Source organism: Micromonospora sp. L31, assembly GCF_052068075.1.
Lineage (GTDB): Bacteria > Actinomycetota > Actinomycetes > Mycobacteriales > Micromonosporaceae > Micromonospora > Micromonospora purpureochromogenes.
The window spans coordinates 218,351-242,043 of sequence record NZ_JBQHDC010000004.1 but is presented as its reverse complement, the minus strand read 5'-3'; the positions used below and the strand labels follow the sequence as shown (position 1 = coordinate 242,043).

The window sequence follows — 23,693 nt, the reverse complement described above, 5'->3', positions numbered from 1 at the left end:
ACGACGGCACCTGCGGGGGCGGGTGACGTCGGTGGCGGGCTGCTCGGACATGCGGGCTCCGGGTGGGGGAGGACGTGTCTTCGCCGGGGTGCCAGCGATCTTACTGCTGCCGATCGGTCGCCGGACCCTGTGCAGGCCGAGGTGTTCCGGGCGCCGGCAGCGCGGAGGTGGTCCACGGGACCGGCCCGGTGGGCTCGCGGCCGGTAGCCCGACCGGGTGAACGGCGCTCGCGCATGGACCCCCGGCGACGGGGGCACCGGCATGCTGCCTTCGACGATGCGGTGCCGACACGACACCGGGGCGGAGAGGATTCCAGATGGCAGACGGCGACGTGCCGGAGCAGATGCAGGCCGCGGCCTTCGACGAGTTCGGCGGTCCGGAGGTGATCACCCCGCGGATCCTGCCGGTGCCGCAGATCGCCGACGACGAAGTTCTGATCAAGGTGTGGAGCGCCGGCGTCGGGGTGTGGGACGCCATGACACGGGAGGGCGCGCTGGTGCCCGAGGGATCCACCTTCCCGATGGTGCCCGGCGCCGAGGCCGCCGGCAGCGTCGCCGCCGTCGGACGGCAGGTCACCAACGTCGCCGTGGGCGACCTGATCTACGTGTACGGCTACACCCGGCCGAAGGGCGGCTTCTACGCCGAGTACGCGGCGACCAGGGCCGAGTACGTCGCGAAGCTGCCGGCGGGCCTGCCGGTGGAGCACGCGGGGGCCATGCCCACCGACGCGCTGACCGCCCTGACGGGCCTGGACGTGCTGGGCCTGTCCGCCGGCGCGTGGTTGCTGATCTTCGGGGCGAGTGGGGGACAGGGCCACCTGGCGGTGCAGCTGGCCAAGCGGCAGGGGCTCAACGTGGTCGCCGTGGCGTCCGGGGCGGAGGGCGTGGCGCTGGTGAGCCGGCTCGGCGCCGATCTGGCCGTCGACGGTCACGGTGACCTCGCCGAGGTGCTCCGGCGGATCCGGGAGGTGACGCCGGACGGCGTGGACGGCCTGCTGGCGATGGCCGGTGGCAAGACGCTGGACAAGCTCACCGAGGCGCTGCGCGACGGCGGCGTGCTCGGGTACCCCCACGGGGTGCAACCGGAACCGAGCGAACGGCCCGGCGTGACGGTGCGGGCGTACGACGGCGAGACCGGGCCCCGGCAGTTGCAGCGCCTCAACGAACTCATCGAGGCCGGACCGTTCGAGGTGCACGTCGCCGAGAAGTTCCCGCTGGGGCGGGCGGCGGAGGCGCACCGTCGCCTGCAGACCTCCTTCCCGGGCAGGCTGCTCCTCACGGTGGTCTGACGCCGGGCGTCGCGACGCTGCTCGACACCTCGCACGATCCCGGCTCGCGTACCGATCTCGGGTGTGGGGGCGCGGCCGGCGGGTAGGGGTTCGCCATGGTGAAGCGCGCGGTGTGGCAAGGGCTGGTGGCCGGGCTGGCGGGGGCGGCGGTGATGACCGTGGCGGAGAAGCTGGAGCAGCGGGTGACCGGGCGGCCCGACTCCCATGTGCCGGCCCGCGTACTGGCGCGGCTCACCGGCCTGCCGGAGGCACCGACGCGTCAGCCGCGGTGGCGGAACCTCGCGATGCACTACGGCCAGGGCGCGCTCGTCGGCGTGGTGCGCAGCATCATGGCGCAGGCCGGTCTGCGGGGTGCCTGGGCCTCGGGGATGTTCGCCGTGGTGCGGTTGACCAACGATCAGATTCTGGAGAACGCCACCGGCGTAGGGGCGCCACCGCAGACCTGGCCACGCGGCGAGCTCGCCGTCGACGTCCTGCACAAGTCCATCTACGGATTCGCCACCGGAGCGGTCGCGGACATCCTCGCCGCCCGCGACGGCGCCGGCCCCGGCCAGCGGCACGCGGCGCTGCGCCCCGGCCGCCGCTCTGACGTCGGCCCGCTGCCCCGAGGCGACGCATACGGCGTACGGGCCCGGCGGGGATAGCCAATTCACCGGGCGGTGATCCGGTGTGGCCGGCAGGTCCAGCACGGCGTGGAGCCCTCGTCCCGGAAATTCATCGAGCTTGCGCAGACCGGGTGACCCATCTCCATTTGTGTCGAGGTTTCGACCATTTCCAGCGTGCGGTAAGCGGGGACTGGCTTCGGAAGCTGCCCCGAGGCTGAGCGGGGGGAGTTCCCGCGCAACAATTCGCATTATTACGTCAGCGGGAAGAGAGTAATTTCTTCCATCACCGAACTCGCCGGGTCGGCTCGTCCGTCGGTGATTTCGGCGTAGCTGCCGCCTCGCCATTTCTTTGCCGTGCGGCGCTGGGGGCATGATCGGGTCGGACGTGCGGCCGGTGCCGCGCGAGGCAACGGGTGGGGACGCCGGGATCCGCTGAGCGGTGCTCGATGCTCGCCGCCTGCGGTGCGCCGCCCGGAGGCAGCGGCCGGCGTCGCCGGCAGCGAATATGTGGATGAGAAGAATTCGCTGCGACAATCGTGAAATCGTGCGGAGCGGCGCCGAAGTGAAGCAGGACACATCCGTCGGCGCTGTTTTGTCGGCGGCGTCGACGCTGAACAGCGAAAGTGCGGCGTCGCGCCGCCGGAGCCCGCCAGGACCTCCTTGACGGCGTATCCGGGATGCGATCTCATCGGGGCCGGCGCCGACGAATCATCAAACGGCCGGCGCCGTCCGGCGTCCCGTCATCGTGGTCGGGCCATTCACCCTTGGCCTGCGACCACGGTGGACGCCGCCCATTTCGCCCGCCCCGATCGGTGGGCCCTTTCGAAAGGGAGTGCACAATGACGTCACTCGGTGTCAAGATGCTCGGTGCGGTCGCCGTCACCGGTATCGCTCTCGCGGCCGGCGCCTCACCCGCCACGGCCTCCGCCGACAGCGACTTCGCACTGGAGAGCGCCGGGGTCAGCGCCTACGGCAGCTACGACATGATGATGAGCATCCCGGAGCGGCCGGTACCGCCGGTGGCGGTCAACGGGACGCTCGCGGTCAACGCTCCCGGGCGGTGCGGCGTGGTCCAGATCGCCACCAACGGGCCGGCTGACGAGCTCGTCTGGCGGAGCTTCGCCGCGCTGTGCACTCCTGGTAAGACGATCGCCCAGACCCGTTCCGAGTTGCTGTGGGGTGGGTTCAAGCCACGGCTCCGGCTGTGCGTCGGCACAACGGTGGCCCGGGCGGAGCGTGGCCGGGTCTGCGACACGTACACCCCTCCGGTCGACTGACCCGGACCGCGCAGCACGGCCCGGGCCCCGCGACCAGCGTGGCCCGGGCACGTGCGGGTGGTGAAGCCGCCCGACGGTGTGACCTGTCGACGGGGAACCAGCTCGCCGCTTTCGTGGCTGGTTGCCCCACCACCGGCGGCCTTCCGCCAGGTGTCAGCGCCGGGGCCTACCCCGCCTTCGGCGTGGCCGCCCGTGCCAGGGCGACGACCCGCCCACGCTCCGACTCCGCGAAGCGGTCGAGCATGGCCCGCACCTCGTCGGCGCTCACGTTGGCGCCGAACAACTCGCTGCCCGGTTCCAGTCGCACGCCCTCGGCGAGGGGGCCGGCGACGACCGGATCGAAACCGAGCCGGTCGACCAGGGACGCGACGACGTCGAGATCAGCGCGGGCGTCGCCGGCGATGGCGATGGCCTTGCGGCCGGGTGTGCCGGCCGGCCGCGCCCCGTCCTCGAGATCGTGGTAGCCCATGTGGTTGAACGCCTTGACGACGCGGGAGCCGGACAGGAACGCCTGGACGGTCTCGCTCGAAGAGGTGCGCGGGTCGGTGAGGTCGTCGCGAATGCCGTCGATCTCCCACCAGTAGTTCATCGCGTCGACGACGAGCTTGCCGCGCAGCGCCTCGGCGGGGATGCTCCGGTACTTGCCCAGCGGGAGGGCGAGAATGACGATGTCGGCGCCGGCCACGGCGTCGACCGCGGTGGTGGCGACCGCTCCGGGCGTGAGCACCTCGATGGTGAGGGCGATCTTCTCCGGGTCGCCGGAGCCGGCGATCAGCACCCGGTAACCGGCGGCGAGGGCGAGTCGAGCGAGCACGGTGCCCACCTTGCCGGCACCGAGGATGCCGAGCGTCTGGGGCCCGCTCCGGGCGCTGTCGTTCATGTCTTCCTTCCGCTTTCCGATCGGCCGTCCGTGATCAACTGGCCAGGATGTCACGGACCATGGGGATCACCTTGGTGCCGTACAGCTCCACCGCGCGCATCCGGGCGCTCACCGGCTGCGCTCCGGCGGTGTAGATGAGGTCGAACCGGCCGACGCCGAGACTGCGGATCGCGCGAGCCACCCGGCGGGCGACGGTCTCCGGGGAGCCGATGTAGAGGGAACCGTGCTCCACCTCCGCGTCGAACTCCGCGCGGCGGATCGGTGGCCAACCGCGCAGCGCGCCGATCCGGTCCCGCATGACCCGGTAGTACGGCCAGTACAGCTCCTTCGCCTCCTCGTCGGTGTCGGCGATGAAGCCGGGCGAGTGCATGCCGACCGGGTGCGCCGTCGTGCCCAACTGCTCGGCGGCCCGGCGGTAGAGGTCGATGTAGGGCGCGAAGCGCTCGGGAGCGCCGCCGATGATGGCGAGCATCAGCGGTAGGCCGTATCGGGCGGTACGCACGACCGACTGCGGCGAGCCGCCGACGCCCACCCAGGTGGTGAGGCGTCCCGACTCGGTCTTCGGGAAGACGTCGGCGCGCTCGAGCGGGGCACGCTTGGTGCCGCTCCAGGTGACCGGCTTCTCGTCCAGCAGCTTCACGAACAGCTCGATCTTCTCCTCGAAGAGCACGTCGTAGTCGCGCAGGTCGTACCCGAACAGCGGGAAGGACTCGGTGAACGACCCGCGGCCGAGGATGACCTCGGCCCGGCCGTGCGACAGCGCGTCCACCGTGGCGAAGCGCTGGAACACCCGGACCGGGTCGTCCGAACTCAGCACGGTCACCCCGGAGGCCAGCCGGATCCGCGAGGTACGCGTGGCGATCCCGGCCAGCACGGTCTCCGGCGTGGACACCGAGTACTCCGGCCGGTGGTGCTCGCCGAGGGCGATGACGTCGACCCCCAGTTCGTCCGCCAGCACCGCCTCGTCGACGACCTGACGGATCGCCGCGGCGTAGGAGACGAGCTTGCCGGAGTCGTCCTCCGGCACGTCGCCGAAGGTGTCGAGGCCGAACTCGAGATCAGACATGGATGGGCTCCTTCGCCAGCAGCTCCCGGACCCGCGGCGCGACCTCACTGCCCAGCAGTTCGATGGTGCGCGCGCGTGCCTCGCGGGGCAGGTGCATGATGTCGTACTTGAGATCGAAGCGGCTCAGCCGCAGGTCACGGGCCATGGTGGCGATCTTCTGCGCGACCGTCTCGGGTGACCCGACGAACAGCGCGCCGCCGTCGAGCTCGGCCTCGTAGCGTTTGCGGTCCGGCTTGTAGAAGCCGCGCTCCTCGGCAAGCGCCGCCACGACCGGCTGCCAGTACCGCCACCACGTCTCCACGGCCTCCTCGTCGGTGTCCGCGACGAGGCCGAGCGAGTGCTGCCCGATCGGCTGCACGGGATGCCCGAACTGTTCGAGTGCCCGGAGGTAGAGATCGACATTACCGGAGAACCGCTGCGGGCGCCCGCCGATGATCGCCATCATGAGCGGGAGTCCGTAGCGGGCCGCGCGGACCACCGAGTTCGGGCTCCCGCCGACGCCGATCCACGTCGGGATGCCGCCCGGCTGCATCCGCGGATGCAGCCGCTGCGCGACCAGCGGGCTGCGTACGGTGCCCGACCAGGTGACCTCTTCCTCCCGCTGAAGCCGGACGAAGAGGTCGAGCTTCTCCTCGAACAGGCGCTCGTAGTCCGCCAGGTCGTAGCCGAACAGCGGAAACGACTCGGTCGCCGATGCCCGCCCGAGAACCAGCTGGGCCCGGCCGTTCGACACCGCGTCCAGGGTCGCGAACTCGTGGTGGAGCCGGACCGGGTCGTTGGTGCTGAGCACCGTCACGGAGGTCCCGAGGCGGATCCGCTCGGTCGCCGTCGCGATCGCCGCGAGCAGCACCGGCGTCGCCGAGTCGGTGTGGCCCTCCCGGTAGTGCTCGCCCACGCTGAACACGTCGAGGCCGACCGACTCCGCGAGCCGTGCCTCGTCGACGAGGAGCCGCACCGTCTCGGCGTCGCTCAGGACCCGGCCGCCGTCGGTGGCGACCTCCCCGAACGAGTTGAGCCCCAGTTCAAAACCTTGAGCTGTCATCGTCTCCTCCTCACGCTCGCTCCCCGGCGGCGACCTCGCCGCAGGAAGCCCTCGACGATTGACACGTCAACCATGCTAGCCTCAGGATTGACATGTCAACCAGGAGCGGGAGATGACGAAAGCCACACCTGACCGGCGGAAGGGACGACAGCTCCCGAGCGCGGCGGAGCTGCGGGCCTGGCGCGACTACATCGAGACGGCGGAAGCGCTCAGGTCCCAGCTCGCGTCTCGCCTCCAGACCGAGTCTTCCCTCTCCCCGGGCGACTACGCCGTGCTGCTCGCTCTCACCGAGGCGCAGGAACGGCAGATGCGCTCCTCCGAACTCGCGGCCCACATCGGCTGGGAGCGCAGCCGGCTCTCCCACCACCTGGGGCGGATGGAGCGGCGCGGGCTCATCCGCCGCCAGGAGTGCGCAACCGATCGCGGTGGGGCGGAGGTCCTGCTGACGCCGGCCGGAGCCGACGCGTTCCGGCGCTCCACGGTTCCGCACCTGCGCGCCATCCGCGAACTCTTCGTCGACGCTCTCACGCCGGATCAGCTCGTCGCGGCGGGCGAGATCGCCGCAGCGCTGCGCGCGCACCTCGACCCGCACCAGACCCCTCAGGCGCCGCGAAACGTCCGGTGAGCCCGGACTCTCGTCGCACTGAGGGTGGACCAGGGCAGCCTGCGGTTGAGCCCCGCGACACGATCGGCTCCCCGACCGCTGAATGGCGGTTGATCCCGATTCGGTGCTTGTGACGCATACGGGCTATGTGTCCGCCGGTGTTCCCTATGCTCCAGGTGACATTCCTACTCGATCCAGGACTCCGGCCGGTCCTGCGCCGCGTGCTGCCCACGCCACGTGACCGCTGGCCTGGCGTCGCCTCGGGGCGCGCCCCTGCAACGGCTTCGACCGCTGGCTCCGACAGAAATGCGTGAGACACGATGAAGGACGCGGACACCATAGTCCTGCCCCGGCTGACGTCGACGGAGGTCGACGTCGAGGACCCCTGGGGCGAAGGCCACGACGTGGCCCCCCAGCCGGCGACCCACCCCGTCCGGTGGCGGGTCGCCGCCTGGCTGGTACCGGCACTGCTGACGGCCACGCTCTGCCTCGTCCGGGCCGGCGCGCCCGCCCCGCCCACCGGCGACGCCCCGGCCTGGGGCATCGCCGGTTCGGCGCTGATGCGCTGGTGGGCGGAGGTCCTCGGCACGCCGGGCCCGGCGGTGCGGGCGGTGTCGATGGTGGCCGTCACCGCCGCGGCGGCCCTCGTCGGGCTGTTGGCGGCCCGACTGTTCACGCCACGGGTCGGCCTGCTGGCCGGGGTGATCTTCGCGCTGCTGCCGACGTCGACGCGGTACGCGCAGGAGGTTCAGCCGTACGCGCTGACGGTGTTCGCCGCCGTGCTCGCCACGTTCCTGCTCGTGCTGGCCGTCGACCGGCCGACGGTCGGACGCTTCGCCGGCTACGGCGCCTCGGTGCTGCTGCTGGGCCTCTCCCACGGTCTCGCGCTGCTGTTGCTGGCCGGGCACGGCTGGACCGTGTTCGCCTTCCGGCGCGGCGTGGCCGGCCGTTGGTCGGCGGTGGCGCTCCTGGGTGCGCTACCCGCGGCCGCCGCGCTGGGACTGTTCGGCGGGCGACCCGGTGCGCCGATCGCGCGGGGATCGAAGCTCACCCCGGACGTGTTGGCCGCGACCCCCCGGGAGTTGTTCGGCGTCACCGCCCTGGGGATCGTGCTGCTCGGGTTGGCGCTGTTCAGCCTTCCGTTGCGGCGCTCCGCCGCCGTCTACACCGCGTGGGCGGTGGTGCCGCCGCTGGGGTTGCTGCTCGTCGCGCAGGCGACGCCGGTCTGGGGGCCGGAGGTGCTGCTCTTCACGCTTCCGGCGTGGGCGACGCTCGGCGCGGTCGCCCTGGCCCGGGTGCGTGCCCGGTGGTGTGCGATCGCCCTGGTGGCGATCGCGGTGCTCGGTGCGCCGGCACAGCTGGCCCGGCCGGCGCCGGAGGGACCCGAGCAGGCGACCGGCGAACTCGCGAGGATCATTCAACTGTGGACCCGGCCCGTGGGCGGTGAGACGCCGCACAGGGCTCGACCGGCCTCCGACGGTGAATGAGGACGGCCGACGGAACAACGCTCATGACCATTTGAGCAACCCGCACTCTTTGGGCAGATTGCCCGAATAGCATCAGCTCCGGTCGAGTTCGTGTCGGGCAGAGTCCATTGGGGGCAACGTGGGGATCGCCAGCGATACCCGGCTGTCTCACCTCGCGGGGGAGGTCAGCGCGGGTGCTCCGGCCGCCGCCTCGCCCCGGGCCTCGTCGGAGCAGCCCCCCGACCGTCGACAGCGCAACGTCAGAGCGCGTCGTGCCTACGCGGGGTGCGGCACGACGGCCGGACCGTTGGTCGCGCCGCGGCACCCGGAGGCAGCGGTCGAGTTCCGGCACGCCGTCTCGCCGGCCGCACGGCTGGTCCTGACGCTGTTCGTCCTCGTCAACAGCGCGGCCGGTGTGCTGTTCATCGGCTGGCTGTTGCTCCCGGCGCACGTGCCGGGGCCGGGAGTGACCGGGATCGGGAGCTGGCAGACGATGGCGGCCCGGCTCGGCTTCTGCGTGGTCGTCGGTGTGGAGTTGATCCGCCTCGCGCAGAACGTGGTGATCTGGGTTTTCGCGTACCACGCCAAGGATCCGATCCCGGTCGATCCGCCGGTCGGCCTGCGGGTGGCCCTGCTCACCACGATCGTGCCCAGCAAGGAGCCGATCGACGTCGCCGAGCGGACCCTGCGGAGGATGACGCAGATCGTGTACTGCGGGCAGGTCGACGTCTGGATCCTCGACGAGGGGGACGACCCGGCGGTGAAGGAGATGGCCGCGCGGCTCGGGGTGCGGCACTTCAGCCGTAAGGGCCGCCCGGAGTACAACCAGCCGAGCGGCGAGTTCCGGGCCCGGACGAAGTCGGGCAATCACAACGCCTGGCGGGCGGAGCACGAGCACTGCTACGACGTGGTCGCCAACGTCGACCCGGACCACGTGCCGTTGCCGGGCTTCCTCGAACGGACCCTCGGCTACTTCCGCGACCCGGACGTCGCCTTCGTGGTGACGCCCCAGGTGTACGGCAACATGCACCAGAACTGGGTCGCGCACGGCGCGTCGGTGCAGCAGTACCTGTACAACGGGCTCATCGCGCGGGGCGGGAACGGGCTGGACGCGCCGCTGCTCACCGGCACCGGCCACCTCTACCGACCGGCGGCCTGGCGGACCATCGGGGGCTACCAGGACTCGATCATCGAGGACCATCTCACCAGCATCCGGGTCCACGCCGCCGTCAACCCGCAGACCGGCAACCGGTGGAAGGGCGTCTACACCCCGGACGTGGTGGCCATCGGGGAAGGCCCGACGTCGTGGGCGGACTACTTCAACCAGCAGAAGCGGTGGGCGGCCGGCATCTGCGAGATCCTGGTCCGCCCGAAGCTGCGCGCACCGCGCGAACTGAGTGGACGGCGCCGCTGGCACTACCGCCTGCTCCAGTTCTACTACCCGAGCGTCGCCGTCAGCCTGTTGCTGGGCAACCTCGCCACGGCCATGTACCTGCTCACCGGGGTGAGCACGGCCCAGCTCGACGTCACCGTGTGGTCGGTGCTCTGGGGCTCCACCATCGGCTCCTGGTTCGCGCTCTGGCTCTGGCTCCGCCGCTTCAACATCGCTCCCCACGAACGGGAGGAGATCGGGGTGGTCGGCATGGCGCTGGCGTTGTTCACCGGTCCCGTCTACGTCGCCGCCGCGGTCGGTGCGCTGCTGCGGCGAAACCTCGCGTTCGTGGTGACGGCCAAGGGAAAGCTGCGCTCCACCGAGTCGCTCGCCACCTTCCGGCTGCACTTCGGGTGGGCGGCCTTCGCCGCTGCCCTGCTCGGCGCGGGCTTCGTACTGGACACCAGCTTCACCATGCTCCACGTCTGGCCGATCCTGACCCTCCTGACAGGTCTCGGTCCGCCGCTGATCGCGCTCCTGTCGAACATCACGGCCCGCCGAGAGCAGCACGACGACAGGGCCGAGCAAGCCGCGCGCGCCGGCAACGAGGAGCGCCAACCGCCGAAGTCGCGGGTGGCGGCGAACGGGGGTTTGCCATCGCCAAGCTGACCGTCCCGCGGGTCATGATGGTGTTGATCGCCGCGCTGCTGCTGGCCTACGCCTTCGCCATGGCGCCGAAGACGACGGCCGAGGGCCGAAAGGAGGCGCCGTCCGACCGGGTTGCCGCGGCCGGACCAAGCGCGGTGGCGACGGCCGAACCAGGCTCGTCGCTCGGACCGGACCGGAAAATCTTCCCTCCGGCTGGCAAGGCGTTCATCGGTGTCATGACCCATGAGGGCCCGCACGACTTCACCGCGGTGAACATGTTCACGGCGGCCGCGAAGCGCCAGCCGCAGGTCATGCTCTTCGGCTCCGGATGGGCATCCGACACATTCGACCGGACGCCCTTCGACCGGATCAAGAACCGCGGCATGCTGCCCATGCTGGGCTGGGAACCGTGGGACTACCGATTGGGCGAAGCGGCCATCAAGAAGGGGCTCCCGACCCGCGAGGTCGACAGGTTACGGAACGAGCAAACCCGGTACCGGTTGTCCCACATAGCGCGCGGGGACTTCGACAGCTACCTGCGATCCTGGGCCGAAGGGATCAAGTCACTCGGCTACCCGGTGGCCATCCGGTTCGCCCATGAGATGAACGGCTACTGGTACCCGTGGTGCGAGCTGGTCAACGGCAACCGACCGGGCGACTACGTCAAGGCGTGGCGCCACGTACATGATTTGTTCCGGGCCGCCGGGGCCACCAACGTCACGTGGGTGTGGAGCCCGAACAACATCTGGGACGACTCGCTCCCGAAACTCTCCACGTTCTACCCGGGCGATGCCTACGTCGACTGGGTGGGCGTCTCCGGCTACTACACCACCGTGTTCACCCCGGACTACCGGCCCTTCGACGTGATCTTCGACAGGATCATCAAGGAGATCCGCGCCTTCAGCAGCAAACCGCTGGTCATCACCGAGACCGGTGCCTCCGACGCCTACGCGCGCAAGGCCGAGTGGATCACGCAGACATTCCGGCTGCTGCCCCGCTACAAGGACATCATCGGCGTCATCTGGTTCGAAGTGAACAAGGAGGTGGACTGGCGCATCGTCAGCTCACCGGCCGTGGCAAAAGCCTTCGCCAAGGGAGTCGCCGATCCTCGCTACCAGGTCACCTGGTCGCCAGACATGCTCCTGCGCACGAAACTCGAGGACTAGATGTTCCGTACCCTGCCTCGTCCCCGGGTTGACGACATGGCCGAGCCGGTCGCTCGCGCCGACAGCGAGGAACGCCCCCGCCGAGGTCGCGGGTGTCGGGTCGAGGGGGTTCTGCAACGATGAGGTTGAGCGTTCCGCGGGTCCTGATGGTGCTGATCGGCGCGCTGCTGCTGACCTACGCGTTCGCCATCGCACCGACCACCATGTCCGGGAGCCGGGAGGACGGCCCGTCCGGCCGGATTGCGACGGCCGAGCCCGGTGCGGCGGTGACGGCCGGAGCCACGGCGGCACCGAGCGCGCCGCCCCGACCGGCTGCGGAACTCTTCCCGCCGGCCGGCAAGGCGTTCATCGGTGTCATGACACATGAGGGCCCGCACGACTTCACCGCGGTGAACACGTTCACCGCGGCCGCGAAGCGCGAGCCGCAGGTGATGCTCTTCAGCTCGGGGTGGGCGTCCGACACATTCGACCGGACGCTCTTCGACCGGATCCGTGACCGGGGCATGCTGCCGATGCTGGCCTGGGAGCCGTGGGACTACCGCCTGGACCAGGCGGCCCGCAAGAAGGGCTTCAGCGCCCGCAAGATCGACAGGATCCGCTCCGACCAACCCCACTACCGGTTGTCCCGCATCGCGCGGGGGAGCTTCGACCCGTACCTGCAGTCCTGGGCACAGGGCATCAAGTCACTCGATTACCCGGTGGCCATCCGGTTCGCCCACGAGATGAACGGCGACTGGTACCCGTGGTGCGAGACGGTCAACGGCAACCGGCCGGGCGACTTCGTGAAGGCCTGGCGTCACGTCCACGACGTGTTCGAAGCGGTCGGGGTCAAGAACGTCATCTGGACGTGGAGCCCGAACGTCAGGTGGGACGACTCCACCCCCAAACTCTCCACGCTCTACCCGGGCGACGACTACGTCGACTGGGTCGGACTCTCGGGGTACTACGGCACCGGGGCGCTCTCGACGTACCGGTCCTTTGACGCGATCTTCAACTCCACGATCAAGGAGATCCGCACCTTCACCGACAAGCCGTTGGTCATCACCGAGACCGCCGCCTCCGAGGGTAATGGGCGCAAGGCCGAGTGGATCAAGCAGACCTTCCAGCTGCTGCCCCGCCACCGGGACATCATCGGCCTGATCTGGTTCGAGGCGAACAAGGAGGTGGACTGGAGGATCGTCAGTTCGCCGGCCGCCGCCAAGGCCTTTGCCCGGGCGGTCGCCGCCCCCCGGTACGACTTCGGCTGGTCGCCGACCATGCTGCCGCGTACCCAGATCGAGGAGTAGGCCCGCGGACCGGACGCTGCCCGCGTGACGCACCGGTCGGCGGGCCAGAAGTTGATCGGCCCCCTACAATCCTGTGGCACCTGTCACACCCGGCTCCGGTCGTCTCCGCTGCCGGGCGCACCACTCGGCGCGCGGAGGGGAGCCTCGGGAGTGAGTCCACGTCACGGATCCGGTCCGCACGGCATGTGGCGGATCGGGCCGGTCCGCCTGCTGGCGGTGGTCGGAGTCGGCTACCTGATCATCGTGCTGACGCTGGCGGCGGTGAACGTGGATCTGGGTTTCGGGGGGTCGCCGGCGGCAGATCGTCCCGGCCCGGCCGGCCCGGCGACCGACCTTGATCCGGCCTTCCCGACGCTGGACCCGGCCACCGCCACCCCGGTCGAGGGCGGCGGGGAGGTGCGTGTCGGATCGGTGGCGACCCGACCCGCCGCGCCGTCGACGGCACCTCCGACCACCCGCCCGCCGGCCACCCGCCCACCCGCCGCCCCGGCGGCACCGATGGTGGTGCGCTCCTACGAGGCCGAGTCGGCGGAGAACGGCCTGAACGACATCAGGATCTACAACTGTCCCGGCTGCTCCGGCGGGAAGAAGGTGGGCAACATCGGGCGCGACATGGGAACGCTGCAGTTCAACGGCGTGACCGCCCGCACCGGCGGGTCGGCCACCGTGACCATCGCGTACGTCAACGGCGAGGCCCCCCGCGTGGGGCGGATCAGCGTGAACGGCGCGGCCCCGATCACGCTGACCTTCCCGGGGACGGGCGGGTGGAGCACCGTCGGCACCATGGTCGTGACGGTGCCCCTCCGACCCGGGCCCAACACGCTGAAGATGTTCAACCCGGACTCGCCGGCACCCGACTTCGACAAGATCACCGTCGCCGTCCGATAGTCCCGCCCCGCCCACCGGACGCCCCGACCCGGTCGAACCGCTGGCCGGTGTGCTCAGACGCCCGAGGGGTAGCTCTCGGGCTCGGCGAGGCTGGCGGGCCGGATGTGCAGCGGCCGGACGGCCTGGGACTCGTCGACCCAGCAGAGGGCGTCGTAGCGGTCGCCGAGCACCGTCGCGACGTAGTTGCCCCAGCTCTCCCGTTCCGGGTGGTAGACCACCCCGACCGCCCGATGGTCCAGTTCGTCGGTGAGCAGGTCGGGACAGCCGTCCCGGGGAAAGACGAAGAGCGCCTCCGCCGGCGCGGCGGCGTGCAGCGCGTCCTCCAGCGAGTGTCGCCGGCCCGGCGGCATCCTCATCACCCGCATCGGCGCCCCCCAGGCGTCGCCGGCCACCACGGTCCCCCGATGGGTGGCGAAGCCGACCAGGACGACCTGGTCGACGCCGTGCCGCTCGCGGGCGAGCTGGCCGATGTTGACCTCGCCCGCCTCGACCATGTCGGTGGCCCGGGCGTCACCCACGTGGGTGTTGTGTGCCCAGACGACCGCCTTCGCGCCCGGGCCGTAGTGCGTGAGCAGCCGGTCGAGGGTGTCGTCCATGTGCCGGTCACGGACGTTCCACGACTCGCGGCCGCCCCGCACCATCGCCCGGTAGTAGCGCTCGGCGCCGGCGACCACCTCGGCGTTCTGCCACGCCCCGAAGCGGCCCGCGCCGTCGGTGGCGGCCCGCTCGCGCAGCGCGGCGAGCAGGTCGACGACCTCGTTCTCGCAGCTGTTCGGCACCAGCCGGGTCGCCAGCGCGTACTGCTGCGGGTCCTCGTCGTACGGCTGGAAACAGCGGTAGGCGGCCAGCGCCGCCGGCACCTGTTCCGGGTCGTGCTCGCGCAGGTAGACGAGGATCTCGTGCAGCGACTCCCACAGCGAGTACACGTCCAGGCCGTGGAAGCCGACCCGTGCCGTCTCGTCCAGTTGGGCGTTGTGGGACCGCAGCCAGCGGGTGAAGTCGACGACCTCCTCGTTGGCCCACATCCAGGTCGGCCACCGCTCGAACGCCGCGAGGGCCGCCCGCGGGTCCTCCGGCGCGTCGCTGCGGCACCGGACGCTGCGGTCGACCCGGTCACAGTCGGGCCAGTCGCCCTCGACGGCGACGAACGAGAAGCCCTTCTCCTCGATGAGCCGCCGCGTGATCGCGGCCCGCCAGGTGTAGAACTCGTGCGTGCCGTGGGTCGCCTCGCCCAGCATCACCACCCGGGCGGCACCGACGCGGTCCATCAGCACGTCCAGGTCGCCCGGGTCGGTCAGCGGCGCCGCGAGCCCGGTCACCTCGTCGTCGTAGCGTCCCATCGCGCACTCCCGCCGCCTCGGATCCGGCCCGTGACCACCCGGCAGGGGCTCGGGCCGTACCGGCGGACGCCCCGCAGCTCTCGCGGGTGCCGCACCGCCGTCACGGACACGTCGACCCGTGCCTACCCGCACCGGCTGGGCGCATGCGTACCGGCTGCCGTCGTGCGCCGGCTGCCGTCGCCGGCGGGCGGGAAGGTGTCGACCGCCCGGGGACGTGCGGGTGCGCCGGCCCGACCCCCAAAAGGCCCGGAATCAGGAGGAATGGCCAGGGGGCCGGCAGGGCACATGGACGGGGTGAGCAAGGCACACAACGAAGCGGGCATGTGGGTCGTCGACGACCTGGATCAGCTCGTCACCCTGGTGCAGAAAGCCGCGGACGAGTCGCTGTACGTGCGGTGGTCCCGGGGACCGCAGGCGGACCTGACCGACGAACGGCAGGCCAGCCAGTCCAGCCGGGACGCGCTGACCGGGACGGAGCTGCCGGGCCTGTCCGCCAACCCGCTCGCCGTGGAGTCGTGGTGGGGTGACCGTTCCCTGCGGCTGTGGATCGCCCGCCGGCTGTACGACTACTGCCACCTGCGGGACCTGCGTGGGCCCGGCGTACGCCCGTGGGTGCTGCTGGGCGAGCAGATCGGCCGGGGGCCCGACAACGAACCCCTGGTGATCTGCCAGCGGCCGCTGGCCTGGGTCAGCGAGGCGGCCCTCAGCCAGGCCCATCGGGCGGTGGAGGAGCAGGCGTCGCACGAGTGGGGTCCGCTGCACCGCGCGGACTGACCGGTGCGCGTCCCGCCGGTACCCGCTGGCGGCCCGGCGGGGTCAGAAGGCGCGCCGGTACAGCGAGCAACCCCGGCACACCTCGGGCGGCTCGCCGCCGAGGAGGCGGTGCCGGAACTCGCGGTAGCGCTCGCCGTACCAGATCTGTGGGAAGCTCTGCTCGGTCAACCGGCCCAGGGACATCCGGTCGTCGCCCATCACCATGCAGCACGGCTGCACCACGCCGGTGCTGGTGATGTAGGCCGCCTCCCAGGGCCAGGAACAGCCCCGGCCCGAGGGCGTGCCGGCGTCGGCCGGGACGCCGGGGCGCGGCAGGCGCAGTCGCACCCCGTGCTCCCGCGCCGCCTCGCCCGCCTCGTGGAAGGCGGTCGCGGCGCGATCCGCGTCCGCGCCGGTCCACAGTGCCTGGTCCGCGGTGAACTGCCGGATGCCGTCGTACCCGCTGGCGGGGTCGGCGTCGGAGAAGTTGTGCGAGAGGTTCTGCACGTGCAGCTCGTCCACCCCGACGCGGGCCAGCAGACGCACCAGGTCCGGCAGTTCGGCGACGTTGTCCCGCATCGCCACGAACACCACCCGGATCCACGGGGTGACGCTGCCCGCAGCCTGTTTGGCGTGCACCAGCCCGGCGAGGTTCGCCACCACGCGGGCGAAGTCGGCCCCCTCGCGGACCGCCTCGTAGACGCCCGCGCCGGCCCCGTCGAGGGAGACGTGCAGCCAGTCGACCCCGCTGTCCACCAACTCCTCCGCGCGGCCACGGGTGAGCAGGGTGGCGTTGGTGTTGAACCCGACGGTGATCCCGCGGGCGACCGCCGCCCGCACCATCTCCATCAGGTACGGCGACAGCAGCGGCTCGCCCAGACCCTGCAGCGTCAGCCGGTTCAGCGCGGGTAGCTCGGCCAGCAGGCGGTGGAACAGCTCCGGCCGCATGGCCCCGGCGAGCTTGTTGACCGGGGGCCGGTACCGGACCAGACACATGACGCACCGCAGGTTGCACGCCGAGGTGACCTCCAACTGGAGGTGCGGCGGCAACGGCGGAGCGTCGATGTCGGTCGACATGCCACCTGATGCCCGGACGCCACCGGATGAAACCGCGCCGCGCGCGGATGCCCACGGCGACGGCGTCAGCCAGTCACTGTTCGTCGTCGATGACCTCGGTCCGGTCGTCGCGCGTGACGGTCACCGGAAGGTGCTCGTCGGGCTGGGGCGCCTGCGCCAAGGTGTGGTGGGGATCCCCGTCAGGGGAGTAGAGCACCCGGTCGGTCTTGCCGGTCTTCTCCCGGTCTTCCTCCGGCTCCGTCACGTCACCCTCCTGCTGCCGCTCGTGTCGCCCACGCTACGCGGCCGGCCCGCTGATTGGTCCGGTTTCCGCCCGGTACGTGCCGGTCGGCGGACGGTGGCGGTTGCCCGGCGGGGGAGCGGTTTCGTCGGTGCGGCTCGCTCAGCCTGGCAGCCGGGCCGGACGGCGCTGCTCGCCGGCCAGCAGGGCGTACGAGGCGAGCGCGCCGGCGAGGACCACGTCCACGGAGATGACGAAGCCCCGGTCCATCCCGTCCGGCGCGAGGGCCGTGCCGGTCACCAGGGCGGTGACGGCCACCAGCACCATCGCCACCCGGACGAGCTGGTGGGGGTCGGGTCTGCTCCGGTCGGTGTGCCGGGACGGGCGCCCCGCCACCAGCAGCAGGGCGCCGACGGCTCCGGCGGAGCCGATCATCAGCGAGGGCACGGCGAGCCCGTCCACCCCCTGGCGGAGCATGCTGCCCCCGGACCAGGCCAGCAGCCCGAAGATCACCATCGCCAGGAGGTGCGGGAGGGCGCTCCGGCCCAACCGACGCGACCGGTTCACCGCCGGATCTCTTCCGTCTGCCACGACAGTCCTCCGCTCGGCCAGAATGCCGTCGATGTCATCGTCGCACCACGACGCCCGGATGGCAGCAGCCGATGAGCGCGGACAACCGGCGGACCCGCCCGGTTCGGCCGGGCGGAGCGCGCGGACCGGCGTGGAGGAGCGTCGGCGCGGTCCGGGCCGGTGAAGATCCGCCGGGCCGCGGACGTCGCGGCGGCTCAGCGCGCGGGGCTGGGCGCCCCGATGCCGGCCACCGCCGCGAAACCGGCCAGCGCGATCTCGGCCGACTGCTCGAGGTCGGCGCGGGCGACGCCGGCCGCGGCGTGCACGGCGTGCCCCTCGGTGACCACCGCGACGAACCGGGCCAGCGCCGCCGGATCCGCGTCCGCGGGCAGGTCGCCCTCGGCCACCGCGCGGGCGAGGCGGTCGGCGAGGGCACGTTCCCCGGTCAGTCGGCTGGCGGCGAGGAACTCGGCGACCGGGGCGCTGCCGGTACCACCGGCGGTGCCGCCCTGGATCGACAGGCACCCGGCCGGACAGTCCGAGCGGGTCAGGGCGAGCACGTTGTCGCGCAGCAGGGCGGCCACCACCTCGTACGCGGTGGGCTGGGCGAGCGCGTCGCGCGCGTACGCCATGTCCCGCTCGGCGTACCGGGCCACGACCTTGCGGAAGAGCTCCTCCTTGCTGCCGTAGGCGGCGTAGAGGCTGGGCTTGTTGATGCCCATCGCGGCGGTCAGGTCGGTCATCGAGGCACCCTCGTAGCCCTGGCGCCAGAACACCTTCATCGCGCGGTCCAACGCCTCGTCGGCGTCGAATCCTCGCGGTCGCCCCCGTTGCGGCATGGTGGCACCTCCTCCGGTGCACCATGGTACCTCCGGCGCGACCGATCGGTACAAAATTGCTCGGCCGGCGGGGAGTGGTCAGCGCTTGACGCTGTCGAGCGCCTGCATGATCACGTCGGTGACGGCCTGGGGTTGGCTGACCATGATCACGTGGGAGCCCTCGACCTCGGTGACGGTCGCCCCGGCCCGCTGCGCCATGGACCGCAGGACGTCGGTGCCGGCGGCCTTGTCGCCGGTGGCGACCGCGGCCCAGGACGGCAGGTTGCGCCAGGCCGGCGTCCCGGTGGGTTCGCCGAAGGCCAGCGCCGAGACGGGGCGCTGGGTGGCCGCCATGACGGCGGCGTCCTTCTTCGACACGTCGGCGGCGAACGCGTCGTGGAACTTCGCCGGGTCGATGAGGAACTCCGTCTCCGTGCCCTGGGCGGTCGGGTACTTCACCTCCATCAGGGCGGTGGTCAGCACGCTGTCCTTGGAGTCGCTCTCGATCGACAGCAGGGTCTCACCCTCGTCGGGGGCGAAGGCCGCGACGTAGACCAGGCCGACCACGTTGTCGACCTGGGCAGCGGCGTTGGTGATGACCGCCCCGCCGTACGAGTGGCCCACGGCCAGCACCGGGCCCTCGGTCTGCTTCAGCGCGCTCGCGACGTACGCGGCGTCCTCGCTGACCCCGCGCAGCGGGTTCGGCACCGCCTTCACCGTCACATCCGCGGCCTGGAGGCGCTCGACCACGCCGTTCCATCCCGAGCTGTCGGCGAAGGCGCCGTGGACCAGGACGACGGTCGGCGTGCCGTTCGGTGCGGTGGCCATGGCGGTTCCCCTCATCGCAGTCGTGCGGCGCGGGCGCGAATCCACGCCGGCACCGGTCAACTACCGAGGGTAGTCAGAGTGGTGCGGGGAGATCGGCGTTTCCGCGCCGCCGACTCACCCGCGCGAACCGGCGCTCCGCAACTCGCCGGCCGGGATGAGCCGGGGCGGCGCGGGCGACAGGACGTCGTGGCCGGCGTCGACGTCGGCGAGAGCTCCGGCGGCGTTGATGAGCCCGATGTGCGAGAAGGCCTGGGGGAAGTTGCCGCGCGCCTCCCCGGTGACCGGGTCGATCTGCTCGGCGAAGAGGCCCAGGTCGCTGCTCCGCGCGGCCAGGCTCTCGAACAGCCGCCCGGCCCGGTCCCGCTCGCCCGCCAACGCCAGGCATGCCACCAGCCAGAACGAGCAGATGACGAAGCCGGCGGGGTCGCCCTCCCAGCGGCGCAGCAGCCCGTCGTGGGCCAGCCGCTCCTCGATCGCCCGGATGGTCGAGCGCATCCGCGGATCGTCGGCGGGCAGGAAGCCGACCAGCGGCATGAGCAGGGCCGACGCGTCCAGATCGGCGCCGCCCACGGTGCCGGTGAACGCGCCGGCCCGGTCGTCGAAGCCCTCGGTCAGCACGGCGTGCCGCACCGCGTCCCGGGCCGCCGCCCAGCGGGCCGTCTCCGCCGGCGTGCCGAGCCGGTCGCCGAAGCGGACCGCCCGGTCCAACGCCGTCCAGCACTGCACCTTCGACGACAGGTGGTGCCGCTCGACGTCCCGCTCCTCCCACATCCCGGCGTCCGGCAGCCGCCAGTCCCGGGCGGCCCGCTCGGTCATCCCACGCAGCAGTTGGCGGGTCTCCGGCTCCATCGGATCCAGGTGTTCCCGCATCAGCCAGGCCGCGCAGAGCGCCTCGCCGACCACGTCGGTCTGCCGCTGCCGCCAGGCGTCGTTGCCGAGCAGCACCGGCCGGCTGTCGGCGAATCCGCCGAGGTGCTCCAGGCGGTGCTCGGTCAGATCCCGTTCCCCCTCGACGCCGTACATGATCGGCACCACGCCGTCCTGCACCACGCCCATCGACCGGGCCAGCCACCGGAACTGCCGGCCGACCTCGTCTGCGCAGGCCGAGCGCCACAGCGCCTCCAGGGTGAAGCTGAAGTCGCGCACCCAGACGTAGCGGTAGTCGTAGTTGCGCTCGCCGCCCAGTTCCTCGGGCAACCCCATCGTCGCGGCGGCCACCACCGCCCCGCTGGCTTGATAGGTCATGCCCGCCAGGACCAGCGCGCTGCGGCGCACCTCGTCCCGGTACAGGCCCTGGTAGTCGTGCTGGTGGATCCAGGACCGCCAGCCGGCGACCGCGTCGTCGACCGCCTGCGCGGCGTCGAGTCGGACCGGTGGGTCCGCGGCGTAGGCGGGCCCGTAGCCGACGGTGAAGCCCCGGCGCTCGCCCGCCCGGACGGTGAACGTGGCCGACGCCTCGCCGGTGCCGACGGACAGCGGTGTGTCGGCGTGCAGGACCAGACGCGTCGCGCCGGCGGTGGCCACGACCTCGTCGCCCTGCCGGTCCAGGCGCGGGACCACCCGGCCGTACTCGAACCGGGGCCGGAAGTGCGAGCGGAGCCGCACCTGGCCGGAGAGCCCCTGCACCACCCGGGCCAGTACCCGCGGCGAGTGCCGGCCGACCCGGTGGCCGCGCGCGCCCGGCTCCAGGGCCAACCCGTCGGTCACCGCCACCGCGCCGGTCGCCGTGGTGAAGACGGTACGCAGCACCAGCGAATCGGTCACATACGCCCGTTCGCTGGTGAAGTCGCCCTCGGGGCGGAGCGACCAGTGCCCGGCGTCGTGGTCGAGCAGGCGCCCGAACACCGCCGGCCCGTCGAAGCGCCCGGGGCACCACCAGTTCACCGAGCCGTCCCGGTCCACCAGCGCGGCACTGTGGCCGTCGGCGAGCAGCCCGTGGTCGGCGATCCCTGTGACGCTCATCCGGCCGCATTACCCGACCGGCAGGCAGGCAGTCCCGGTCGTCGTCGTCCCCGGCTCGCCCGAGTCCGCCCGGCGGGCGCCGTCGGCTCCGTAGAATCCCGCTGTGCCGCGCATCGTCCAGTTGCTGGCCTCGCCGGTACACCGCTACGTGGGGCGGCCCGCCGACGGCCCGCTGCCCGCCCCGCCCGGCGAGCTGGTGACGGAGGTCCGGCTCCGGGCCGAGCTGGGCATCGTCGGCGACCGGTACTTCGGTCGGCCGGCGCACCGCGCGGCGAGCGTGACCGTGATCGCGCAGGAGTCGCTGCCGCCGGGCGTCGACCTGGTGCAGGTCCGGCGCAACATCCTGACTACCGGCATCGCGGTGGACGAGCTGGTCGGATCGGTGCTCGTCCTCGACTCGGGGGAGGGCCCGGTCAGGCTGCGGGTCAACCGGCCGGCCAACCCGTGCGCCTGGATGGACGTCACGATCGGCCCGGGCGGATGGCGGGCGCTGCGGCGCCGCGGCGGCGTGCGCTGCACGCCGCTGAACGACGGCACCCTGCGCGTCGGCCCGGTGGACGTCGCGGTCGAGCGCTAGCGACGCCGCGACCGGGGCGAGCCAGGCGGCTCGCCCCGGTCGCGCCACCCGAGCACCGGTGGGCGTGCGGTGTCGCCTCAGACCTGGTTGGAGCCGCCGTCGACGAAGATCTCGGCGCCGGTCATGAAGCTGCTCTCGTCGGAGGCGAGGAACAGGGCGGCGTTGGCGATCTCCTCGGGCCGGCCCATCCGGCGCATCGGCACGGAGGAGGCGAGCATCTGCACCAGCCCGGCGGCCTCCTCCGGGGTGGCGGCCAGTCCGGTGATGCCCGGGGTCTCGGTCGGACCCGGGATCAGGGTGTTGACCCGGATCCGGCGGTCGGTCAGCTCGGCGGCCCAGGTGCGGCCGAACGAGCGGATGGCGGCCTTGGAGGCGGCGTAGACGCCGAAGGCCGGGGTGCCGGTGGTGGCGGCGGTCGAGCCGGCCAGGATGACCGACGCGCCGTCGTTGAGTACCGGCAGCGCCTTCTGGACGGTGAACAGGGTGCCCCGGACGTTCCGATCGAACGTGTCGGTGTAGTGCTCGAGGCTGATGGTGCCCAGGGCGGCGAACTCGCCACCGCCGGCGTTGGCGAACAGCACGTCCAGGCCGGCGCCGCGGGCGGCGATCGCCTCGACGAGGGTGTCGAGGTCGTCGAGGTTGCTCACGTCGCTGCGGATGCCGGTGGCGGCCGAGCCGATCGAGGCCACGGCCTCGTCCAGCTGCTGCTGGCGGCGTCCGGTCAGGAAGACGTGCGCCCCCTCGGCGGCGAAGCGGCGGGCCGCCGCCAGCCGATACCGGTGGTGCCGCCGGTGACGAGCGCGGTCTTGCCGTTGAGCTGTCCCACTGTGGTGCTCCTTCTATGTGGTGGTGCGGTGAAAAGGGGATTGATCAGGTGGTGCGGTGGAGCTGCGGCAGCAGCGCGGCGAGTTCCCGCCACTGCTTCCGGGGCAGGTCCGTGCGCTCCGGGGTGGCCGGCTGCAGGACGTGCAGGGTGACGTGGTCCGCGCCGGCGTCCAGCTGGGCCTGGACGCGGCCGGCGATCCGGTCGAGGTCTCCCCAGGCGACCAGGGCGTCGATGAGCCGGTCGCTGCCGCCCGGGACCAGGTCCTCCTCGGTGAAGCCGAGCCGGGCCAGGTTGGACCGGTAGGCGGGGAACCCGATGAACATGCCGATGCCGTCGCGGGCCGCCGCCCGGGCCCGGTCCGGGTCGCGGTCCAGGACCACCGCCAGGTGCGCGGCGACCAGGGGCCGGTCTCCGACGCGGGCGCGGTGGAGCGCGGAGTACTCGGGTGTCACCAGGAACGGGTGCCAACCGATGCTCCGGGCGGTGGCCAGGTCGACCATCTTCGGGCCGAGTGCGCCCAGCAGACGCCGATCGGCCGGGACGGGGTGCGGTGCGGCGTCCAGCCCGTCGAGGAACCGGCCCATGGAGGCCGTCGGCCGACCGTAGTCCTGGCCGGCGTTGGCCGCGGAGTGGGCGTTGCTGATGCCCAGCCCGACGAGGGTGCGGCGGCCGTGCGCCGCGTCCAGGTCGGCCAGCCACGCGCCCAGCGCGGCCGGGTCCTGGCCCCAGATGGAGAGCACGCCCAGCGCGACGGTGGCGCGCGGAGCGGCGGCGAGCAGCTGCCCGACGTCGTCCAGCGCCCCGCGGCCGTCCAGCCCCGGAAGCCACAGCGCCGGGTAGCCCAGGTCGTCCAGCTCGGCGACCGCCTCGCGGACCTCGGGCCGGCCGGCCCCGCGCAGCTCCATGCTCCAGATGCCGACCGCGCCGAGCGCCTGCTTGATGTCGCCCATCTCGCCTCCCCTGTTCTGTACCGGTCGGTACACAAGAACCTAGCAGGCGGTCCGGGGATTCCCAAATTTCTGTACCGATCGGTTGGGCGAGGGTCGCGCCGCCACGGGGGTGGGGGAGGAGGGCACGTCCGCGAGGTTTGTCCGGGGCGGCAGGTCGGCGGAAGCGCGGCGGCGCCGGCCGGAA

23 protein-coding genes are annotated in these 23,693 nt (G+C 72.1%); 11 read left to right on the top strand and 12 right to left on the bottom strand.

The features are described 5' to 3' along the window. Positions 1–316 precede the first annotated feature (316 nt). The 3 genes from ACTMS9_RS13880 to ACTMS9_RS13870 all read left to right on the top strand — a co-directional run bounded on the left by ACTMS9_RS13880 (position 317) and on the right by ACTMS9_RS13870 (position 3,170). The gene (locus ACTMS9_RS13880; RefSeq protein ID WP_441165110.1) at positions 317–1,288 is read left to right on the top strand and encodes a quinone oxidoreductase family protein; all 972 of its coding nucleotides are present in this window, start codon (positions 317–319) and stop codon (positions 1,286–1,288) included. Between the two features lie 95 nt (positions 1,289–1,383). Next, entirely contained in the window at positions 1,384–1,932 is a 549-nt protein-coding gene (locus tag ACTMS9_RS13875; protein ID WP_441146350.1) for a hypothetical protein, read from the top strand. Between the two features lie 800 nt (positions 1,933–2,732). Then, positions 2,733–3,170 carry a hypothetical protein gene (locus ACTMS9_RS13870; RefSeq protein ID WP_441165109.1) on the top strand — a complete coding sequence of 146 codons (438 nt, stop codon included), beginning with the start codon at positions 2,733–2,735 and terminating at the stop codon, positions 3,168–3,170. A 166-nt stretch (positions 3,171–3,336) separates the two neighbouring features. Here ACTMS9_RS13870 and ACTMS9_RS13865 read toward each other — a convergent pair whose 3' ends face one another. Genes ACTMS9_RS13865 through ACTMS9_RS13855 form a run of 3 tightly spaced genes read right to left on the bottom strand, consistent with a single transcriptional unit; the run spans position 3,337 to position 6,158 of the window. Further along, the gene (locus tag ACTMS9_RS13865) at positions 3,337–4,050 is read right to left on the bottom strand and encodes an NADPH-dependent F420 reductase (protein WP_441146346.1); all 714 of its coding nucleotides are present in this window, start codon (positions 4,048–4,050) and stop codon (positions 3,337–3,339) included. Between the two features lie 34 nt (positions 4,051–4,084). Continuing rightward, complete coding sequence (locus tag ACTMS9_RS13860) at positions 4,085–5,116, bottom strand: LLM class flavin-dependent oxidoreductase (protein WP_357613875.1); 1,032 nt, start codon at positions 5,114–5,116, stop codon at positions 4,085–4,087. Next, positions 5,109–6,158, bottom strand: coding sequence for an LLM class flavin-dependent oxidoreductase (locus ACTMS9_RS13855; protein WP_441165108.1), 1,050 nt, complete (start codon positions 6,156–6,158; stop codon positions 5,109–5,111). The genes ACTMS9_RS13860 and ACTMS9_RS13855 overlap by 8 nt, the downstream gene beginning before the upstream one ends. A gap of 112 nt (positions 6,159–6,270) precedes the next feature. Here ACTMS9_RS13855 and ACTMS9_RS13850 point away from each other — a divergent pair, with 112 nt between their 5' ends. The 6 genes from ACTMS9_RS13850 to ACTMS9_RS13825 all read left to right on the top strand — a co-directional run bounded on the left by ACTMS9_RS13850 (position 6,271) and on the right by ACTMS9_RS13825 (position 13,588). Next, complete coding sequence (locus tag ACTMS9_RS13850) at positions 6,271–6,783, top strand: MarR family winged helix-turn-helix transcriptional regulator (RefSeq protein WP_441165107.1); 513 nt, start codon at positions 6,271–6,273, stop codon at positions 6,781–6,783. Positions 6,784–7,082: 299 nt separating this feature from the next. Continuing rightward, complete coding sequence (locus tag ACTMS9_RS13845) at positions 7,083–8,249, top strand: glycosyltransferase family 39 protein (protein WP_441146340.1); 1,167 nt, start codon at positions 7,083–7,085, stop codon at positions 8,247–8,249. A 286-nt stretch (positions 8,250–8,535) separates the two neighbouring features. Next, positions 8,536–10,269, top strand: a complete 1,734-nt coding sequence (locus tag ACTMS9_RS13840; protein ID WP_441165106.1) for a glycosyltransferase family 2 protein — start codon at positions 8,536–8,538, stop codon at positions 10,267–10,269. Positions 10,270–10,283: 14 nt separating this feature from the next. Then, positions 10,284–11,414: a glycoside hydrolase family 26 protein gene (locus ACTMS9_RS13835; RefSeq protein ID WP_441146336.1), complete on the top strand. Its 1,131-nt coding sequence runs from the start codon at positions 10,284–10,286 to the stop codon at positions 11,412–11,414. A 119-nt stretch (positions 11,415–11,533) separates the two neighbouring features. Continuing rightward, positions 11,534–12,700 (top strand): glycoside hydrolase family 26 protein, encoded by a 1,167-nt coding sequence (locus tag ACTMS9_RS13830; RefSeq protein ID WP_441165105.1) that lies wholly within the window; start codon positions 11,534–11,536, stop codon positions 12,698–12,700. A gap of 150 nt (positions 12,701–12,850) precedes the next feature. After that, entirely contained in the window at positions 12,851–13,588 is a 738-nt protein-coding gene (locus ACTMS9_RS13825; protein ID WP_441146332.1) for a hypothetical protein, read from the top strand. Between the two features lie 53 nt (positions 13,589–13,641). Here ACTMS9_RS13825 and ACTMS9_RS13820 read toward each other — a convergent pair whose 3' ends face one another. Continuing rightward, positions 13,642–14,928 (bottom strand): erythromycin esterase family protein, encoded by a 1,287-nt coding sequence (locus tag ACTMS9_RS13820; RefSeq protein WP_441165104.1) that lies wholly within the window; start codon positions 14,926–14,928, stop codon positions 13,642–13,644. Positions 14,929–15,249: 321 nt separating this feature from the next. On the opposite strand from ACTMS9_RS13820, the gene ACTMS9_RS13815 reads away from it, so the two are divergent. Then, a complete protein-coding gene (locus ACTMS9_RS13815; protein WP_210775735.1) occupies positions 15,250–15,702 on the top strand; it encodes a DUF6098 family protein in 453 nt (150 codons plus the stop codon). A 42-nt stretch (positions 15,703–15,744) separates the two neighbouring features. Here the strand turns inward: ACTMS9_RS13815 and ACTMS9_RS13810 are convergent, their stop codons facing one another. From ACTMS9_RS13810 to ACTMS9_RS13785, 6 genes are all read right to left on the bottom strand, one after another. Next, a complete protein-coding gene (locus ACTMS9_RS13810) occupies positions 15,745–16,758 on the bottom strand; it encodes a radical SAM/SPASM domain-containing protein (RefSeq protein ID WP_441165103.1) in 1,014 nt (337 codons plus the stop codon). A gap of 73 nt (positions 16,759–16,831) precedes the next feature. Further along, positions 16,832–17,002: a hypothetical protein gene (locus ACTMS9_RS13805; protein ID WP_210775737.1), complete on the bottom strand. Its 171-nt coding sequence runs from the start codon at positions 17,000–17,002 to the stop codon at positions 16,832–16,834. 138 nt (positions 17,003–17,140) lie between these two features. Then, positions 17,141–17,569, bottom strand: a complete 429-nt coding sequence (locus tag ACTMS9_RS13800; RefSeq protein WP_441165102.1) for a hypothetical protein — start codon at positions 17,567–17,569, stop codon at positions 17,141–17,143. 194 nt (positions 17,570–17,763) lie between these two features. Continuing rightward, positions 17,764–18,387 (bottom strand): TetR/AcrR family transcriptional regulator, encoded by a 624-nt coding sequence (locus ACTMS9_RS13795; protein ID WP_441146323.1) that lies wholly within the window; start codon positions 18,385–18,387, stop codon positions 17,764–17,766. Between the two features lie 78 nt (positions 18,388–18,465). After that, a complete protein-coding gene (locus ACTMS9_RS13790; RefSeq protein ID WP_441165101.1) occupies positions 18,466–19,194 on the bottom strand; it encodes an alpha/beta fold hydrolase in 729 nt (242 codons plus the stop codon). A 114-nt stretch (positions 19,195–19,308) separates the two neighbouring features. Further along, a complete protein-coding gene (locus tag ACTMS9_RS13785) occupies positions 19,309–21,156 on the bottom strand; it encodes a glycoside hydrolase family 15 protein (RefSeq protein WP_441165100.1) in 1,848 nt (615 codons plus the stop codon). Positions 21,157–21,259: 103 nt separating this feature from the next. Here ACTMS9_RS13785 and ACTMS9_RS13780 point away from each other — a divergent pair, with 103 nt between their 5' ends. Further along, positions 21,260–21,733: a molybdenum cofactor biosysynthesis protein gene (locus ACTMS9_RS13780; protein WP_441146317.1), complete on the top strand. Its 474-nt coding sequence runs from the start codon at positions 21,260–21,262 to the stop codon at positions 21,731–21,733. A gap of 77 nt (positions 21,734–21,810) precedes the next feature. Here ACTMS9_RS13780 and ACTMS9_RS13775 read toward each other — a convergent pair whose 3' ends face one another. Further along, positions 21,811–22,458, bottom strand: coding sequence for an SDR family oxidoreductase (locus tag ACTMS9_RS13775; RefSeq protein WP_441165260.1), 648 nt, complete (start codon positions 22,456–22,458; stop codon positions 21,811–21,813). Positions 22,459–22,603: 145 nt separating this feature from the next. After that, complete coding sequence (locus ACTMS9_RS13770; RefSeq protein ID WP_441165099.1) at positions 22,604–23,509, bottom strand: TIGR03620 family F420-dependent LLM class oxidoreductase; 906 nt, start codon at positions 23,507–23,509, stop codon at positions 22,604–22,606. Between the last annotated feature and the right edge of the window lie 184 nt (positions 23,510–23,693).